The organism is Listeria sp. ILCC797 (assembly GCF_900186185.1).
Classification (GTDB): Bacteria; Bacillota; Bacilli; order Lactobacillales; family Listeriaceae; genus Listeria; species Listeria goaensis.
The window spans coordinates 26165-43200 of the sequence record NZ_FYBS01000005.1 but is presented as its reverse complement, the minus strand read 5'-3'; the positions used below and the strand labels follow the sequence as shown (position 1 = coordinate 43200).

Here is a 17036-nt window from a genome sequence, read left to right as displayed (position 1 = left end):
TTCACCTCCCTCAGTTTGAATTCAACCATTTGCTTGCTACTGCGCTCATTTGAATGTCTTCAAGCATCTGAACAGCCCCAAATACAGCCGCATCAAATAAATCAATGCGCTGTGTTCCACCATCACCGTCCGCTTTTTCGTATTGAATCATGTCATCTGTTTTTTCAATGGCTCGGACGTTTTGCACACAGTATTCAAATGACTGGTTATGACAGTAGTACAAATGACCATCTTTTGCTTTTGTTTCAATTCGTCTGAAACCTTCTGATTTTTTATAAAAATATTGCGGTTGATCCACAATTTTAATTCCACTTTTTTTCATCAAATAGAAAAACTCACGACCGAATTTTTTATCGAAACCAACAAGCTTAATATCAAATCCCTTTGCCTTCATTTCTTTAAACCAATTCACGATGACTGCAAAATTAGTCGTTGGTGTATTTGTCATCGTCAGAACCCCATCATCTTGCCAACCAAACAACGGAATGTTATCTTCGTCTGCTTTTTGAGTTGCCATGACAACTGGGAAAAAGGCATGAGTAATCACAATATCCACCTCAACGTCTTCTTTTGTCGTATATTTACCGTAAAGCGCTGCCGCTGTTAAGTCATGAAGCTTTGCCAAATCGGCACCACCGTACCATTTAATAGGCAGTTTAGCTAACTCCTCAAGTGACCAATTGTATTTCTTATCAGATGCCTTAAATTCATCGATATTGAAGTAAGCTTTCATGGCACTTGTATAAATATTAAGCGACTTTGAAAGAAAATCTTTACGCTGTTGTGGGTCATTTTGCGCTTGAAGACTATCATTTATCATATCCTGCGGACGAATCGTAACATTATAGTTCGGATTTGCCTTTTCGTGCTGAACAGGGTCTGTATAATCCACTTCGCCTTTTTCATTTTCGTCAGCTTTTGCAATAAATACGAAATATGACTCATCTGTTACCGTTTCGTCTAAAATCTTTTTACAGTATTGTAAGCGCTGATAGCAAAACGAACTCATATTATCGCCTGCCGTAGTAATTCCAATCATCAACTTGTTTGTATAAGCCTTCATAGCTTCTTTAATGATGTTGTATTGTTTCGGCGTTTTATATGCATGTAATTCATCTGCTATTCCCACATTACAGTTGAGAGAGTCCTGCCGGTCAGGGTTCGCCGCAAGAGCTTTGATGTATAAAGAGCCATCCCCCAAGTCACCAGAAATACTATGCTCTTGGTTATTATCTAAAATTCGGAAAGAGCTTTCTTCACCCATTTCACGTATGTTGAAATTGATAAAATTAAAGCTTTGCAAAGACTGTTCTAATGCTGCCCCTACGATATAAATTTTAGAACCAGACTTCCTTTCTAATAAAGCTAGTGCCCATGATAGTGCAGCGACGAAACGAGTCTTCCCATTTTTTCGTGGCACAAAAATAAACGCCTCTTTGAAGCGTCTAATGATAGTTCCTTTTATATAAAATCCTAATAGAGAATAGATGATAAATTTTTGCCAATGCTCTAATAAAAATGGTGTTCCTCGAAGTGGATTTCCATCTAATTTTTCCCCTTGATCATGAACGAAAGTCCTTTCAATAATTCCGATAACGAATTCTGCATCTTTAGGGTCAAATTCATATTCTTTATTTTTTAAGTCCTTTTTAAACCGTTTTGCTGCCTGTTTGATTTCTTTTCCTGCAATCTTTTTACCACTTGAAACATGGTTAATATAATCCATGACACATTCGTAATTAGGAAAATCTTTTACGCTCATCGCATTTCACTCAATATGTCCGCCAAACTGGACTGTTTTTTATTTTCGGTGGTAATGTTTTCGATTGCTCGTGGATTCAGGCAAAGTCGGTCAGAATAGGCGATAATATCTTTCCGCAAGTTTTCAAGAGTTGCTACTATAGCAGATTTTTTTGTCCCTCCTGCCGCGGTTGGCGATTCATATTGATAATTAGACTCTATAAACTTTTGTTGCGCATCATCATATTGTGCTAACAAATCGCAATAAATCGTAATTAAATTATCGTATTCCGTTTTATAAACGCCTAAACCTTTCATGTCGTTAATCACGCGTTCTTTAATAGTCTGCGATTCAAATGCTACAAGGCTTTCATCTGCCATAGCAACTCCTCCTTTCAAAAAAGTTTTCTCACAATTATGCTATTGGAAAAAGTCCCCACCCTCGGTATCCCCAAGGCTTTATTTTAATAATCATGGTAGGGGGGATTGTAATAATTTTCAAACTCCCTTCGACACTTTTCTTGCCAATACAAACCTTTTTCAGTTAATTCATGTGAATTTCTTTTGTGCATTGAATTGTGTGCTCGATGTGTAACAGGTAATAAGTTCCAGTCTTCAAATGCTAACTCTGGATACTCTTCTACTGTATAGATATGATGAACCACTTCGGCTGGTTCGGTGCGACCATACCGCCTGGACTCTTGACATAAGTAGTTATATCGTTTGAATACACGTTCGCGTTTGCGTTCCCATTTCGGAGATAAGTATAAAGGGTTAGTCATTGTTTCGTACCTCGCATAATAAAAAAGCCCCGCGTTAGTACAGGACTTTCTTAATTTATATTATTTTTTGTGGGACACTTCTTCGAGAGGTGTTAGGTATTGACGTTTTTTACTAGAAAAAAGACCCATGCGCCAACATGAGTCCAATACAAAATGTCACCACCAGAGTAACACCTGTACAACATAATATAAAGAACAGCCAATCATGAGTAGGTTGTAGTTGGGTGATTGACTGTTCTTTATGAAAATTACTTCATACTAGCATAATATCACGTTTTTTATAGTCAAACGGGTCACAATCGGGTCAATTATTTTTAATAACCTAATCGTTCAGCTATTTTATAAATAATATCGCGACGTTTTCTTTTCGCTGTGCTTTCACTCATATTTAATTTACTGGCGATCCATACCCATGTTGGTTTGCTTCTGTCCCAATAACGAAAATGGATTAACTGCTTATCTTCATCACTTAATTTATTTAACACTGATTCAAGCGTAAAAATGACTCTTTGCCTACGTTCGATTTGTTTATCCATTTGTAGTAGCAACGCCCGTTGTTCTGTTGGGTTATTTATCTGCCCTGCAGAACCCCCTCCTATATTTTCATCAGAATATTCTTGAAACGTAGAACCCAATACAACATTAACACGCAACTGTTCTAGTTCTTTTTTTGTATCATGATAATACCGTATCTCATCTTCAATACTTTTATATTGCGCTGGTCTAAGTCGTTTACTCATTCATTATCACTCCTCCACAATTCGTATTGCATCTTCAACACTTCGAGCTACTCCGCACAAGGCAGGTTTATTCTGCATCACTTCTTGAAAGTGATGTTGCTCTTTTCGAAGTTGTCCTTTTTCATTTTTCACCTCAATAAAAAATATCTTCCCATCAGTCCCGCGGAATCCGAATAAATCAGGGAATCCTTTCGGTAGTCCAGTATCGAATATCCGACCGTTTGGTAATTTAGCCTTTCCAACGTTGGCTCTGAATACATAATGCCCACGGTTTGCTAATCCAAGACGAATAGAATTTTGAATATCACGTTCTGCTGTCATTTTTTCAACTCCTTTTTCGATTATATACGAAAACGCTTTATCGCATTAAAGAAAATACATCCTTTTTGTATACGAAATTTTAAAAACGGTTAAAAAGGTGATGGGTTGCGCATACTTGGCGCATAGTTGATTGCAAGGTATGCACCCTCTTAACCCATTGATATTACTTACTTTATTAATACTTTTTTATCTCTGGTGCATAGTTAGTAGTAAAATAGTAAAAGTAGTATAAGGAAATAAAATATATAAAGGTTTTAGAAAATTGAGGTCAACTCTGCACCTCTGCTATTATTTATCAGCGAAATCGATTGATACTCTAAGTTTCGTAGAGTATGCATAGTTGAGAGTAACTATCCACCTTAAAAATTAAAGCTTAGATTAAAATATTCACTATTTAATGTGATACCTTCATATTTAAATCCTGTATTTGCTCTTTTCTTGCTAAATTTTAGAGTGATTTCTTTCCCGAACTTCGTGTTACTCATGACATATTGTCCGTTATTTTTCGCCCAATCCCGATAGGTTTCATAAAGCACCTTTGCTTTGATGTTTTTATCCTCTCCAACCTCACAACAATCCTCAATAAAAGCCGTGATAACGTCCATTTCTGACTTATATTCAGCACTTGCCTGCTTGACTGCTTTTGGCAATCCTAAACCTTCTGTTTGCCATTTCAAGCACCCTTCTACTGCCCAGTTCAGTATGCCAGTTAGTTCAGACCGCAATTTATATTTCAATTGCTTATCTACTTTATAATCAGGTATTTTCACAATAAATGGGATTAGATGCAATCTGCGCCATATCCCATCATCACGACCACGAATAATTGGTTTGTGATTCGTTGCCATCCAAATTTTAAATTCAGGTGTGAATTCAAATTCGTTCTTATAAAGATGACGTGCGGTCACTTTGTCACCGCCAGTTAATTGTTTGACGAGACCTTCATCTAGTCTCACACCCTCATTTGGCTCTGTGGTTGTCACAAATCGGGCACTTTGTAAGCGTGCAATATCACTATTTGCATTACTGGTTTGTTGTTTGACCATAATCGTCTGCGGCTGAATATTAGTGGCGTATGTCCCGAAAATGTCATTGATGATGTCAAGAAAGACGCTCTTACCATTACGACCATTTCCATATAAAATAAACATGACTTGTTCTTGCGTACTACCTGTGAGCGAATAGCCAACTGCTTTTTGAATATATCGAATTAGCTCTTCATCGTTATTAAAAATATCCTTTAAAAACTGTTCCCACAGCGGTGCGTCGATTTTATCGGTGTATTCAACTAGACTGATTTTAGTAAACATCTGTGTACGATCATGTTCTTTCAATTGACCTGTTCGTAAATTGACGAAACCATTTTGTGAATTGAAATAATACGGGTTCGTGTCGAATTGTTCTGGCAAAACAGGCAATAAATGTTCGGATTCTTTAATCATATTTGTTTTTCCTTTATTACTTCTTGTCGCTTTCAAATGTTTCATAAAGGCTTTTTCTTCGTCAGAATCTCCTTCCATGTAGGCGAAATCCTTCTTCATATTTTGAATGACAGTATCCGCAAGTGCTTTTACTCTCCCTGTGTTGTCAAACATCCATAGTTTAGAGTTGTAATAATACCAGCCTTTATTCACGTAGGAGTATCTCAATAGATTCTGAAATTCATCACGAAACCGTTCTGCATTCCCTGTGTCATCTTGCGAGTATAACTTACGCGTTTTACCAGTATTTGCGATTTTTATTTCAAAATCAGTGATAGGATTACTAGGCGTATAGACATTTTGGCATTCAGCAATAGCCTTATTGAGTGTTCTCTCTCCATATGTGGATGCCCCGCGCTTTGTATCCCACTTTGTACGCATCAAACCACTTGTGCGGAATATTTCGTCCATTTTTACATAATCGGCACCCGTCCAGAAAGCGAGCATATTTGCAAACGCTAAATCTGCATCTGATTGAGAAGTATATAAACCTTCCCAGAAGCCCTCGTACAACGTTTTAAAAGGTACACCTTGTTGACTACTGTATGCCTTTTGAATAATCTCACTGGCAGGCAAATCTACGCCTGCATGTTCATGAGAAACAGTTTGCAATTCGTTCGTCCCGATATATTTAGAATGTAAATATTGAATTGCTTGAGTAGACTCATTAACAGTTTCATAATTATCAACGACTTGACCTGTCATAACAAAAAACCGACCATGATTATACATCTCTACATTGTTTTTCCTTCTGCCACCATTAGGAAAATCACCTTTTGAAATGATATGGATACCTGTCCCACTCACAGAATACTCTGTATAGCTGGAAAGGGTCTGAATAAATTCGGCTACAATGTTGTCTGTGTTTCCTAGCCTATAATCTTCTATTTCATTTTCAATATCATCAATATCGACACCAAAGTAAGGTTCTTTAAAATAAAAGCCTAACCCATCGAATTGGTATTTTTCTAAAGAGGCAAGGGCGGTTTCAAAATCCGCCCAAGTTCCCTCGTCTACACTGTTCCCGTTGCCACCAGTATTGGCATTTTTAGGGATTTTTTTATGCTTGTGTCGTTTCTCATCCCAAACAAGCTGATAAGCGCACCATTGTTTTAACTGTTTTAATTCATCAGGTATCCGTTCATACATTTCTGTGCACTCCTATCGTTTAAAATGGAAGGTCTTCATCTTTGATATTGATTGGATTATTACCACTTTCGTCCTTCTTAAATTGATGATTTAAAACACCTTGTACATTGCTTGGTTGCCAAGCCTTTACATTCGTATTTTCATACGTTTTACCATTGTATTCAGATTGTTCATTTTTTACCGTTACACGGCATGTTTTCATTGAAAAATCTTGTAAAAGTTCATTGATGCTGTTATATTCTTTGCCGTTTTCAAGTTGCAACGCTTTTCCAATTGTATTAAATGATTTTGGGTTGTATTGATTCGTTTGTTTTGACATCCAAATTTTATGGAAAATATGTGCATTTTGATATTTTTGCTCAACATCATTCCGTACAATTAAATCAAGTTCCACATACTCGGCTCCACTTGGTGTTGCATCTTCTTTACCATTATTAATCACAATTTCATACGTACCATCTTGAATTTTTCCTTCGTAAATATTATTAGTATCTAATTTGAACATTTCGATTCCTTCTTTCATTTTTTTATATAAATCCTCGCGCTTTTCCTTGATGATATGCCCACCCACGCTTATAATTATGCGTTTTAGCATAGTCATATAGTTCTTTCATACTTTTACAATCTTCTGGTGTTCTGAAATCCAATTTAAATGTTTGTTCGTCGATTTCTTTCAATTCTGCCGATTCGTCTATTTCAATCGCTTTTACTTCAACTTTAAACACAGCTCCACAATGCGGGCATGTCTTCTCTGATTGCAAAACGGTCATAAAACATCCCTTGCATATTTTGACTGGCGCTTCTGCTTTTGTTTGGTTGCTTCCTTTTTTTGGTTCTAAACTCCATGTTCGCTCCATGTCAGGTAATCCAAAGCGGTTCACATTCCCCACATGGTCAATGATGATAGATGTTTTATCTGGTCTATATCGCATGCCACGCATGGATTGTTGAATGTAAAGAGAGAGTGATTGAGTTGGTCTGAGCATGATGACTGTTGAACAGTCAGGCACATCGAATCCTTCACCGATTAAATCGAGGTTGCACAATACTTTGATTTCACCATCACGGAACTTTTGAATAATTTCATCCCTTACCAATTTAGGTGTTTTACCATCAATATGTTCAGATGGTATATTTGCCTCTTGAAAACTTGCTGCCATTTTCTTACTTTGATAAATCGAACTCGCATAGAGTATCGCTTGTTCGCCATCTGCTAATTTCTTATAGTGTGCAATCACATCACCCCATATTTTGCGCTCTGTGAACTGGTTATCTAATTCGGTAAGGTCATAATCACCCGTATGCTTTACACGTAGCTGGAAAGTTTCCATGACTTCCGGCGCAAAGTATTTATATGGAGATAAAAATTGATGTTCAATTAACCATTTTGCTGTTACCTCTTCAATCAAAATATCGTTAATATCTCCTAACCCACCACCATTCAAACGGACAGGAGTTGCAGTAAATCCAACTACAGGTGCATGAAAGTGCTGGATAATCTTCTTGTAGCTATTTGCTAGTATGTGATGGCTTTCATCAATGACAATTAAATCAGGTTCAAATGTTTTTTCTAAACGCCTCACAATAGTTTGAACCATGCTTAGCGTGACAAAATTCATATCCACATCATTTTTTAAAAGTGTCTGGCGTATTTGATCGATTAGTTCTTTTCGATGGACAATAAACAGTACTTGTTTTTTGTTATGCGTTGTCATGCGTATAATTTCGGATAAAATGACAGATTTACCAGCCCCACAAGGAGCCACTACACAAGGACAACGATAACCGTTTTTAAGCGCTTCACGAGTTTTACTCACCATTTTTTGCTGATAATTACGGAGTTGGAGCATCTGCATCGCCAATTTTAAAAATTTCTTCTTGAAGAGCGAATTCACGGTTATCTAACTGGTTCTTTGCAAATGTGCCATTACTTTCAGCAAGTAAATATCCTCTTGCTCCAGATTCTGTATTCCGAACCAGTCGACCTACAAGTGGTATAATGCCCATTATATGATTCACAACTTTATCTCGAATATCCGGTAAAAATTGATTATATATTTGTCCATTTTCTAAGGTAATTTGTCGTGTATTTTCCCACGCTGTGTATATCGTGTTTATATTTGAAATATTATTGAAACTAGAAATCAAGTCAATTAGATGTGTATCAAATTTCCCATAATGTTGTAATTCTGGTTGTCCTGACTTTGTGTCACGACCATGGAACATGAGCCATAACTTTTGATAGTGACTTAAGTTATCGATGACAATATTTTGATATTCTTCACTATGTGCTTTTGCATATCCATAAAAATCAGCCATATTTTGAACAGGGTTTTTTGGATCTAAAACAGCAATTGTAATGTTAGGTAAGCCACTTAATACACTTGATGTACCATCACAATCCAATAGTAGTGTTTTACCAGTTACATACTGAACTGTAGAGGTCTTACCTGCTCCTGGTTTTGCATATAGTAGCATTTTCCAATTCTCACTTCGTTTCATATCTTCTGATTGTATAAACTCCATATTCTCATCACCCTATCTTAATAGTTTGCGTATCAATGATTTCAGCGCCTGGCACGGTTTCTTTTTCCTTAATCGCATTTTTAATAGCGACTTTATCAGGTTCACCGGGTTTATACCGTATAAATTTATCTGGTAATTGGCTAAAATCATATACATTAATTTTTGTATTATTCCGAATCATTAGAGGATATTTGATATCATTTATCTTCTTAATACCTGCTTTGTTTAAAGAAAATAATAAATATTCTTTGGTTCGGTTTTGCCTTGATTGAATCGATTTTTTTAACATTTGAAGGCGTTTAATTTCATTGTCCAATGTGGAAATATCATCATCCCATGTTAAAATTAACTTTGCGATATTGATTGCTTTTTCCTGAAGTGGTTCTTTGATAGCTTGCAATGTATCCTCAAAAACTTCTTCTTCGACTGAATCGGTTAATTGGTACAACTGTTCATATTTAGCACTCAACTCATGCAGTTTCATTGTTTTCACCTTCTTTCAAAAAGGCGGTAATAGACACATTATCATTATTGGAATCAAACCATGCAATCTTCCCACTTTTTACAAATTGAGGATTGCCTATTTTTTTTGAGAAGTTATAAGCTTCATCTATCGTACATTCGTGCTTATAAAAATGGATTGTATCCGCTTGTCGCATAATGTGTAATATATCTGAACCACTTAAAGCTTTTTTATTCACTTTCACTTGCATTTCTGGGATGTTAAACTTTGAAAAACCGCTGATATCTTGTAACGTTAATGTCCCATCAACTTTAGCTATAACTTTATATGTTTCGCCATCTATACAAAATTCTTCTACACCAGTCCGGTCTTGAATTTCCACTAGATCATCACATTTAATCATGATGCAATGCCTCCAATTCATTTAACTGCTCCCATAGATAATCTGAAAATTGATTCGCCTTCATTGCTAAAGTACGTAAATCATTTTCGCTATTCAAAATGGCATTACGAAAATCATTACCTGCGCGAGTAACTTTATTAGTTGTTAGGTTTAAAATGGTTTGTTGGTTTGAATTCATTCGTTTTCCCCCTCTTCACAATCCTCACACCAACGAGGGTAACCCGACGCTTCACCGTCTACCAATGTACCGCAATGCTCGCACAGGGTGCCGTCTAAATGCATGTCTGCTATTTCTCCCATCTATTCCGCCTCCAACAATTCTGGATTTTGCCATTTATTCCCAACAACTTCTGCAGAATGTCTTATACGATGTAAAATCCATCTTCCGGCACACAGCTCCATATACTCGGTATAATGAACCTCGGCATTCTCACTACCACCAAATTCACGTTCAACGCGCACAATATCCCCTTCAAAAATCTTCTTGCCGTTTTTGTCGTGCAAGCCTGTGAATTGCATCAACTCGATGCTATCTATACAAGGATAAAATCCGTGCGCTTTCCCGTGCTCGTCTCGACTTTCTAAGTAACCTAAATGACCGCCGTCGTCAAAGGTTAGTTCTTTAACTGTTTGTAACGTTCCAGATTCGTCATGCCAAACTCTAAACTCAATCTCTCTCATTTTCTAGATCCTCCTCTTTTACGATTATCACGCGCCCTTTTGCCCACTCTTTTTTTAGTTTGCCCAACGTCTCATCGTCAACGTCCGTTATTTTTAGCATAAATTCATGCCCTTCTTTGAGCTTATATTCTCGTAGACGACCCCTAAATCCCTCATTTTCCTCTGCTAAAGCTAATGCTCGCTTCACTAAGACAAATGTGAAAGACATGTATATCAGCAAGATTGACAATACACCTACTATCTGAACCCAAGTCAATGTTATCATTCCGTCACTTCCTTCTCCTTGTGATCATTAATAATTTTCTCTAGTAAGAGACAAGATTCAAGATCACTACCTTCTAAAATTTTCAACTCGTGAGCTTCATAAGCTATTGTTGATGAATTTAGTATTTTAACAAAATAAAAGTCGTCATAAAACTTTGTGATTATTCCTTTCCTGCCACACCAACCATCGTCTGGGTTAATCACTCGTACTCTATCGCCTATTTTCATTGTCTAATTCCTCCATTTCACATTTCATACAGTCACGTTTTCAGCGCTTGCACCGCGCAATTCTATTTTTTTGTTGCACGCAGTACAATTTACATAATAGCCTCCACAGCCCGTTCTCAATCTGTAGTTGGACCACTGAATTTCGTCTTCAAATTCCAATTCTTCTTCGCAATAAGGGCACTCTAGTGTAATATGAGATGGTATATAGTGTATTTTATATGCCGCTTCTTTTAGTTCGGCTTTCATTCCGCACGCTCCTCTAATTTTCTCCCGCAAATTGGGCAGTAGTTTATTTTTGTACGACCTCGGACGTCTCCGCGTAGTATTAGTTCATCTGCGATGATGTCTAATTCAAAATAATTATCTAAATGGTTGTCATCACTAGTAAAAGAATGCATTAGAAAGTCACTGAATTCCCCTTTGCAATATTTACAGTTTTTCACTAGTCGTCCTCCTCCACCGGTACCGCAAACTGCCAGAATCTTTTATCGATTTCGTTTATTTCTGACTTGGTAAATTTGGTGCGGGCGCTATAACTTATTTTGTCACTAAACCAAATCCCACTTGACGAACTCATATTCAAATACGCTTGATGTTTTTCCACAAACGGCAATTTCACATAATAAAGTGGCTCTTTCTCGACTTCGTAGCCGTTACGAATTGCACTTATGAGCGTAATAATATTTTCATTTTTAATCACTTCTTTTTCTGTATTGTTTAAAGGACGCTTATTTGTCAACTTTAATATTGCGGCATCACGTATCATCAAATCTACGTCACCATTGAAACGCGAGATTAATGATTCTATATAGTTAGCTACGTATTGTGGAATCCTCACTTTTTCAAGCGACTCGACAAGTTCGCAACTTTCGGGATAATAGAAAAAAGGAGCACCATTGATTCCGAACGAACCATTGTCATATACGTATTTAACAATCCCTTCCCATTCAAATTCTTTATGTTTCACCCTGTCGCCGATTTTGAATTTTTTTATCTCATAGTCGATGATTGGAACATCTGAGTACACATGTTCATAGAATTCTCGTTTGTCTTTGCCTAAAACATTGTTCTCCACAGAGATTACAGTATGTTCTTTAGCATATCCCCAAACATTAACTTTAGTCGGCAATTCCTTACCGTACCACTTACACCCTCGCGCCTCAAGCTCTCGCATTAAAGCATTATATTTTTCTTGTGTGTCGACTGCAATTAATTTCATTTTGTTTCCTCCTTTTTAAAAATCACGATTGCGCTTGGAAAAGGGGCAGAATTTAACACTTCTCCTTTTAACTCAAATTTCACACGACCTTTTAAAAATCGAATATCTGCCGCAAAAGGAAAGATATACTCATGCCATGCTTTTGTATCCGTTCGAGCGGGAATGAGTAACACAACTTGCTTGTTGTAGTCCTGTTTGCTCTCAATATAAGCTTTTTCAATGAATTTCGAGAGCTGTTTCCCATACGGCGGATTACAGAATACCGACCCGCGCCATTTTTGATTTAAAGCGTCATTCTCTTCTGAATACCACACATCGCATTTATGATTGTTTGCATTAGCCGCGGCATCTAACGTGAATTGAAATTCTCGGTTTAAATCGTCAAATAGCGCTTTTGGCGTTTCCCAGATATGGTTTTTGCTACTGAAATGCAACTCGGTTTTCATTCACTCACCTCTTTCTTAATGCCTAAACCCATCATTCCAATATTCATCAACAATCATAGGGTTTTCTGTTTCTTGATTCATTTGCCTTTCACCCCAAGCCGTGATAAACTATGTTCAGAAATAATTTTATTGATGCTCTTTCGTTGCCGCGAAGGAGCTTTTTTCATGCATGAACGATGACCTAACATATATGCCACACTGTGGGAAATGAACAATATTAATCCGATTTCGAAAAACGATTGAATAACTTTGACAATATCCACAGTTAGACCTCCTTGCACACAAATTTTTTAAGCAACCATTCATTTGCTTTTACCGCATCAAATGCCCACGGTTCATGTGGTTCTTTATCTTCCCAATTACTAAAATCTTTGATTTCTGGAAAATGATTTATATTGTTATACCACCACGATTTACTTCTCGGGCTAGCCGCTGAAAATTTTTCCATATTCCATACGCCATATATTTGGATTTCGAATGGTTGTTTTGTTTTTCTCGGTCTTGCCATGTTACCCCCTCCTATCTGATTTTATAGTCGCGAATGACTTCCAAGATGAATAAATTGACCGCTTTTCCGGTATTGTATCCGTCTAGCGACTGTTGTACCCACACTCGGCTCTTGCCATAAGCACTTGCTAAATCGTGAACAGATACTTGATTTTCTTTCATGAAATCTTTAATAAGATTTCGTCCGTTTTCGATGTTGCTCACTGTTTTCAGTCCTTTCCTTTAAACTAATACGAGTTGTGATTCTGAAATAAACTTATTAATAAAATATATTTGACCTTTACCTGTAACTTTAGGTGTTCTCGTAATACGCGTACTTCCATCTCCGTTTACAATAGAACGTTCTTTGATTTCCATAATATCGAGATCCATTGACTTTTGAGTTGGCATGTTGTAACTCTCGCTTTTTTTAGCAATCAAGTAACCATTTTTTCTCAACCATTTAAACAAACGATTTTGCCCAATTTCTACACCATTTTGATTAATCAGCTTAGCTAGCTCTCCTACTAAAATAGAGGTATGGCTTCCTTTTACTGCATCTGCAAAAAGCGCTTTAGGTTGCATCTTCGTGTTTTTAAGTTTCAAAAGTTGATTTTCCTCTTCTAAATCTGCCGCTAGTCGCAAAGCTTCTGCACGTGTTTGCGGAATTTGGAAATTATTTTGCTTGATATGTTGTTCCATTTGGTTAAAAGCTTCGATATATTTAAGTTTAAATTGAAGAGCTTTCTTGCCTGTGAACCCCATCGCAAGTAAAGTGAATCCGTCACGGTTCATGTAAATTACTTTCCGTTCTCTCCCATACGTATCAGGTTCGGCTGTTTCAAAAAACATCTCCTCAAAATTGAGGACATCTTCTCTCAATGCCTGAATATCCCGTAGTATGTTATCATGGCGCTTCTCAAATCCTTCTGCCACAATCAAACTACTTGTAACGGCTTCTTGGTTTTTCATAATAACTAATTCGCTCATTTTTTTACTTCCTTTCTATGGTATAATTTTCAGTGAATGGAGGTGAAATTACATAATGAATACTTCTGGATTTTCTGAATTAGAAAGACACAAACTCGGTTGTTTAAAGAGTTATTTCGCAGAATTACACTCTAAAACTGTTAATTTGTACGAAAGAATATCAGTTGAAGGTACTAGGAACGTTATTCTTTTACAATTAAAAATGGCAGAAATTGAAAATTTACATCGTTCGATCTCTCAGCTTTTGGATTTTGAGGTTGAATTACATCACTACGAATTTAGTTCTTTATTACATTTTTGGGAAAACATGTATCACGAATTATTTCAAGTTGCAGAAAATGATGACCATAATTTATCATGGCTAAGCTCTAGATATACAAGCTATATTGAGCAGTCTACCTTAGTTGATGAAATGTTGAGTCTCCAATTAAAAAAATAAGTAAAGTTGGTCAGAATTCCAATTTAGGAATTTTGGCCAATTCTCTCTATAGCCTTATCAATAATTATCCATGCTGTTTCCTGATAGACCTTCCATCTCAAACTTTTCAAATTTTTGATGGCATCTTTTTTATCTTTAGAATCAGATAAAACTTCTTTAACAAGAATCTCAATCGTCTTTTCTACTTCGAACGAAGCCTCGTTTATTTTTGTGTGTAGCTTCATCATTTCCATTTCCCTCATCTCCTTTCCTATATTGTGTAAGCAAATTTGATAGAAAGTGTTGACAAAAATTGTAAAAACGGATACTATATATACATAGTTAAATAAGCACATAAAACTACCTATAATTACGTTTGGCGACGGTATTTCAGGTGAAATTTTAATGCTGTTTTTCTATCAAATTTGCTTACAAGATAATAATAATCCGTTTTTACAATAATGTCAACACAAAAATGTAAAAATAGATACTTTTATTTGTTTGCATTAAGGAGAATTATTGAAATGACTACCTTTGAGCGAATAAAAAAATTAGCTGACAACCAAAAAATAAGTATAAAGGAACTCTCTTTAAAGCTAGGGTTTGGAGAGAACACAATATACAAATGGCAAAAATCGAAAGCTAAAGGTGAAGACTTAGCCAAGGTTGCTAATTACTTCAACGTATCAACTGATTACTTACTATGCAGAACAGACGACCCAACACCAGGCAATCTACAAGATACGAAAATGTTTTTCCGCATGAACACAGAGGGGTTAACAGAACAAGATAAAGAAGAGCTAGAACAAGATTTAAAAGACTTCATGGAACTTCGCAGAAAGAGATATATGGATAAAAAGAACGGGAAGTGAATGTATGGATGCCAAGGAAGTTGCAGCCGTTGTAACCAGTAACTATATGATGAAAACGAATACAAAACTACATGGTTATATGGTAGAGAATTGTTTTAGGGATATTTTTTATCAACAAAATGTGGATTATATCTATAAAGATATGCACGAAAAAAGATTAGGTATTATCATGAAAGATGAAATGGGTATTACTATTGGTGTAAATAGCAAATTTCCATCGAGGAAAACATTTTCCACAGCGCATGAAATAGGGCATTTATTTTTAGATTTACCAAATCATGAAATTTCAACTTTTTCTGATGATATTCAATCATTAGAGCAAAAGACAAATAATCTGCAGATAGAAAGAAACGCTAATACTTTTGCTTCTTATCTAATTTGTCCTGAAAAGGTATTGGAGTATTATTTCCAAGAAGGTGTTAGTTTCTTTGATATTGCACTTCTCTTGAAAATGAGTTTTGAATCTTTAAAGTGGCGAATCTATCATTACATACAAAATCACTTCAATTATTATAAAAATAAAATTTTGCAGATTGTAGAAAATTTTTTCGAATTAAGTAAACGTGATAGACAAAAATTGTCTTACTTATATAACGAGGTGCTTAAGGTAGATTTTTCAATACATGCAAGGAATAAAAAGTTATTGAATGAATTTCAATGATATAACCACATCTGTGTTTATATAAATAAAACATAAGAGGAGCATACAGACATGGAGTTTTTAGGATTATTAGGATTTATAGCGTTTGTGACGGGAATCATTTGGTTAATAGTTTCAGCAATAAGGAAGACAACGAAAAAGATTCCGTTAATTATTTTAATCGTAGGTATTGTGACTTTCTTTGGATCGTTAACAACATGGGAAAAGGAGACTACAAAAGAAATAACAGCAAAAGAAACTACAAGTAACAAAGACAAAGCTAAAAAAAACATAAATAAAAAGGCTGGTATGACGACAACAGAGGTTCCCTATGATATAAGTAAGCTTAAAAAATATTTAACAGAGAATGATTTTGAAGCGTTTATCACCAGTTACAATGAAATACCTAATTCGAATGGCTACAGGACAGAAGCTTGGGATAAAATAAATAAAACATCTACAACTGCAACAGGGACTTTAATGGAAAGTGAGAATACAACCTTATACTTATACATTGGGGATTATTCGGGGCAAACTCGGGATTCTGTTAATAGTGAAGAAGGTAAGAAGAAAAGCGAGGCGTACAATGTACTTGTTGCTGAATTAAACGATTACGATAAGGCGAATGAACTTCACGTCGGGGATAAAATTACTGTATCCGGGAGTCTGGAATCAAGAGGTGACAAAAAGCTTAATTATAATTGGAAGGTATACAATGCAACTATAGTACAGTAATGTAACCTATTTACACATGATTAGAGTGAGTAAATTTCAACATATAAACACTAATGTGATTATATAAATACATAACATAAGAGGAGAATGAAAATGAAGCTTGAAATAAAAAAACCTACACATGTTGTTATCGAAATTTCGCGAGATAACATAAATATTGAACGTATTGGTAAACTTAATATCACCCAACACAGCGGGCAGCAATACAAAACTTTTAACATCAAAAATATCACTTCTATTGAATTAAAAGCCCCGTCATTCTTATCTTTCGGACTAATTCGTTTCTCTATACCGGGAGAGGATACTATTAGAATTGCTAATATGGATCCAAAAACTATCCAATTTACAAAAAAAGATTACAACAACATTTTAGCCTTGAAAAAACAAATAGAATCTATTCAAAATCAATAACCCTCCTAACAAACTATTTCCTTAGTTTGTTGCACCTTGAA

General features: G+C 35.9%; 28 protein-coding genes. 5 read left to right on the top strand and 23 right to left on the bottom strand.

What is annotated here, in order from left to right; all coding sequences use genetic code 11:
• Window positions 1–10: 10 nt before the first annotated feature.
• The 22 genes from BN1609_RS06470 to BN1609_RS06360 form a co-directional block, all read right to left on the bottom strand.
• A complete protein-coding gene (locus tag BN1609_RS06470) occupies window positions 11–1762 on the bottom strand; it encodes a terminase large subunit (protein ID WP_088840676.1) in 1752 nt (583 codons plus the stop codon).
• Window positions 1759–2121 carry a P27 family phage terminase small subunit gene (locus BN1609_RS06465; RefSeq protein WP_088825666.1) on the bottom strand — a complete coding sequence of 121 codons (363 nt, stop codon included), beginning with the start codon at window positions 2119–2121 and terminating at the stop codon, window positions 1759–1761. Before BN1609_RS06465 ends, BN1609_RS06470 begins: the two co-directional genes overlap by 4 nt.
• 715 nt (window positions 2122–2836) lie before the next feature.
• Entirely contained in the window at window positions 2837–3262 is a 426-nt protein-coding gene (locus tag BN1609_RS06455; RefSeq protein WP_088840674.1) for a DUF722 domain-containing protein, read from the bottom strand.
• 6 nt (window positions 3263–3268) lie between these two features.
• Entirely contained in the window at window positions 3269–3583 is a 315-nt protein-coding gene (locus tag BN1609_RS06450; RefSeq protein ID WP_088840673.1) for a VRR-NUC domain-containing protein, read from the bottom strand.
• Between the two features lie 359 nt (window positions 3584–3942).
• Window positions 3943–6213 (bottom strand): phage/plasmid primase, P4 family, encoded by a 2271-nt coding sequence (locus BN1609_RS06445; RefSeq protein ID WP_088840672.1) that lies wholly within the window; start codon window positions 6211–6213, stop codon window positions 3943–3945.
• Window positions 6214–6232: 19 nt separating this feature from the next.
• Window positions 6233–6718 (bottom strand): DUF669 domain-containing protein, encoded by a 486-nt coding sequence (locus BN1609_RS06440; protein WP_088825672.1) that lies wholly within the window; start codon window positions 6716–6718, stop codon window positions 6233–6235.
• A gap of 22 nt (window positions 6719–6740) precedes the next feature.
• On the bottom strand, window positions 6741–8069 hold the full coding sequence (locus tag BN1609_RS06435) for a DEAD/DEAH box helicase (RefSeq protein WP_255377334.1): 1329 nt from the start codon (window positions 8067–8069) through the stop codon (window positions 6741–6743).
• The gene (locus BN1609_RS06430; RefSeq protein ID WP_088825674.1) at window positions 8047–8739 is read right to left on the bottom strand and encodes an AAA family ATPase; all 693 of its coding nucleotides are present in this window, start codon (window positions 8737–8739) and stop codon (window positions 8047–8049) included. The genes BN1609_RS06435 and BN1609_RS06430 overlap by 23 nt, the downstream gene beginning before the upstream one ends.
• Before the next feature lie 7 nt (window positions 8740–8746).
• Complete coding sequence (locus tag BN1609_RS06425) at window positions 8747–9223, bottom strand: siphovirus Gp157 family protein (RefSeq protein WP_088825675.1); 477 nt, start codon at window positions 9221–9223, stop codon at window positions 8747–8749.
• The gene (locus BN1609_RS06420) at window positions 9210–9605 is read right to left on the bottom strand and encodes a hypothetical protein (RefSeq protein ID WP_088840670.1); all 396 of its coding nucleotides are present in this window, start codon (window positions 9603–9605) and stop codon (window positions 9210–9212) included. Before BN1609_RS06420 ends, BN1609_RS06425 begins: the two co-directional genes overlap by 14 nt.
• The gene (locus tag BN1609_RS06415) at window positions 9598–9783 is read right to left on the bottom strand and encodes a hypothetical protein (protein ID WP_088840669.1); all 186 of its coding nucleotides are present in this window, start codon (window positions 9781–9783) and stop codon (window positions 9598–9600) included. Before BN1609_RS06415 ends, BN1609_RS06420 begins: the two co-directional genes overlap by 8 nt.
• Before the next feature lie 122 nt (window positions 9784–9905).
• Window positions 9906–10286 (bottom strand): YopX family protein, encoded by a 381-nt coding sequence (locus BN1609_RS06410; protein ID WP_088840668.1) that lies wholly within the window; start codon window positions 10284–10286, stop codon window positions 9906–9908.
• On the bottom strand, window positions 10273–10551 hold the full coding sequence (locus BN1609_RS06405) for a hypothetical protein (RefSeq protein ID WP_088840667.1): 279 nt from the start codon (window positions 10549–10551) through the stop codon (window positions 10273–10275). Before BN1609_RS06405 ends, BN1609_RS06410 begins: the two co-directional genes overlap by 14 nt.
• Window positions 10548–10778 (bottom strand): hypothetical protein, encoded by a 231-nt coding sequence (locus BN1609_RS06400; RefSeq protein ID WP_088840666.1) that lies wholly within the window; start codon window positions 10776–10778, stop codon window positions 10548–10550. Before BN1609_RS06400 ends, BN1609_RS06405 begins: the two co-directional genes overlap by 4 nt.
• Window positions 10779–10802: 24 nt before the next feature.
• Window positions 10803–11024: a hypothetical protein gene (locus tag BN1609_RS06395; RefSeq protein ID WP_088815467.1), complete on the bottom strand. Its 222-nt coding sequence runs from the start codon at window positions 11022–11024 to the stop codon at window positions 10803–10805.
• On the bottom strand, window positions 11021–11221 hold the full coding sequence (locus BN1609_RS06390) for a hypothetical protein (protein ID WP_088825681.1): 201 nt from the start codon (window positions 11219–11221) through the stop codon (window positions 11021–11023). The genes BN1609_RS06395 and BN1609_RS06390 overlap by 4 nt, the downstream gene beginning before the upstream one ends.
• Complete coding sequence (locus tag BN1609_RS06385; RefSeq protein WP_088840665.1) at window positions 11221–11997, bottom strand: DUF1642 domain-containing protein; 777 nt, start codon at window positions 11995–11997, stop codon at window positions 11221–11223. Before BN1609_RS06385 ends, BN1609_RS06390 begins: the two co-directional genes overlap by 1 nt.
• Window positions 11994–12443, bottom strand: coding sequence for a DNA N-6-adenine-methyltransferase (locus BN1609_RS06380; protein WP_088840664.1), 450 nt, complete (start codon window positions 12441–12443; stop codon window positions 11994–11996). Before BN1609_RS06380 ends, BN1609_RS06385 begins: the two co-directional genes overlap by 4 nt.
• A gap of 77 nt (window positions 12444–12520) precedes the next feature.
• Window positions 12521–12706: a hypothetical protein gene (locus BN1609_RS06375; RefSeq protein ID WP_088825683.1), complete on the bottom strand. Its 186-nt coding sequence runs from the start codon at window positions 12704–12706 to the stop codon at window positions 12521–12523.
• A gap of 2 nt (window positions 12707–12708) precedes the next feature.
• On the bottom strand, window positions 12709–12951 hold the full coding sequence (locus BN1609_RS06370; RefSeq protein ID WP_088840663.1) for a hypothetical protein: 243 nt from the start codon (window positions 12949–12951) through the stop codon (window positions 12709–12711).
• A gap of 11 nt (window positions 12952–12962) precedes the next feature.
• Entirely contained in the window at window positions 12963–13154 is a 192-nt protein-coding gene (locus BN1609_RS06365; RefSeq protein ID WP_088825685.1) for a hypothetical protein, read from the bottom strand.
• 18 nt (window positions 13155–13172) lie between these two features.
• Entirely contained in the window at window positions 13173–13919 is a 747-nt protein-coding gene (locus BN1609_RS06360; RefSeq protein ID WP_088840662.1) for a Rha family transcriptional regulator, read from the bottom strand.
• Between the two features lie 55 nt (window positions 13920–13974).
• Here BN1609_RS06360 and BN1609_RS06355 point away from each other — a divergent pair, with 55 nt between their 5' ends.
• Complete coding sequence (locus BN1609_RS06355; protein WP_088840661.1) at window positions 13975–14358, top strand: hypothetical protein; 384 nt, start codon at window positions 13975–13977, stop codon at window positions 14356–14358.
• Window positions 14359–14381: 23 nt separating this feature from the next.
• On the opposite strand, the gene BN1609_RS06350 is transcribed toward BN1609_RS06355, so the two are convergent.
• Window positions 14382–14591, bottom strand: coding sequence for a hypothetical protein (locus tag BN1609_RS06350; RefSeq protein WP_088840660.1), 210 nt, complete (start codon window positions 14589–14591; stop codon window positions 14382–14384).
• Between the two features lie 270 nt (window positions 14592–14861).
• Between BN1609_RS06350 and BN1609_RS06345 the strand changes: the two genes are divergently transcribed.
• The 4 genes from BN1609_RS06345 (at window position 14862) to BN1609_RS06330 (ending at window position 16995) form a co-directional block, all read left to right on the top strand.
• Entirely contained in the window at window positions 14862–15209 is a 348-nt protein-coding gene (locus BN1609_RS06345; protein ID WP_088825687.1) for a helix-turn-helix domain-containing protein, read from the top strand.
• 4 nt (window positions 15210–15213) lie between these two features.
• On the top strand, window positions 15214–15870 hold the full coding sequence (locus tag BN1609_RS06340; protein WP_088840659.1) for an ImmA/IrrE family metallo-endopeptidase: 657 nt from the start codon (window positions 15214–15216) through the stop codon (window positions 15868–15870).
• A gap of 51 nt (window positions 15871–15921) precedes the next feature.
• Entirely contained in the window at window positions 15922–16584 is a 663-nt protein-coding gene (locus BN1609_RS06335) for a hypothetical protein (RefSeq protein WP_088840658.1), read from the top strand.
• 93 nt (window positions 16585–16677) lie between these two features.
• Entirely contained in the window at window positions 16678–16995 is a 318-nt protein-coding gene (locus BN1609_RS06330; protein WP_088840657.1) for a hypothetical protein, read from the top strand.
• Window positions 16996–17036: the final 41 nt, after the last annotated feature.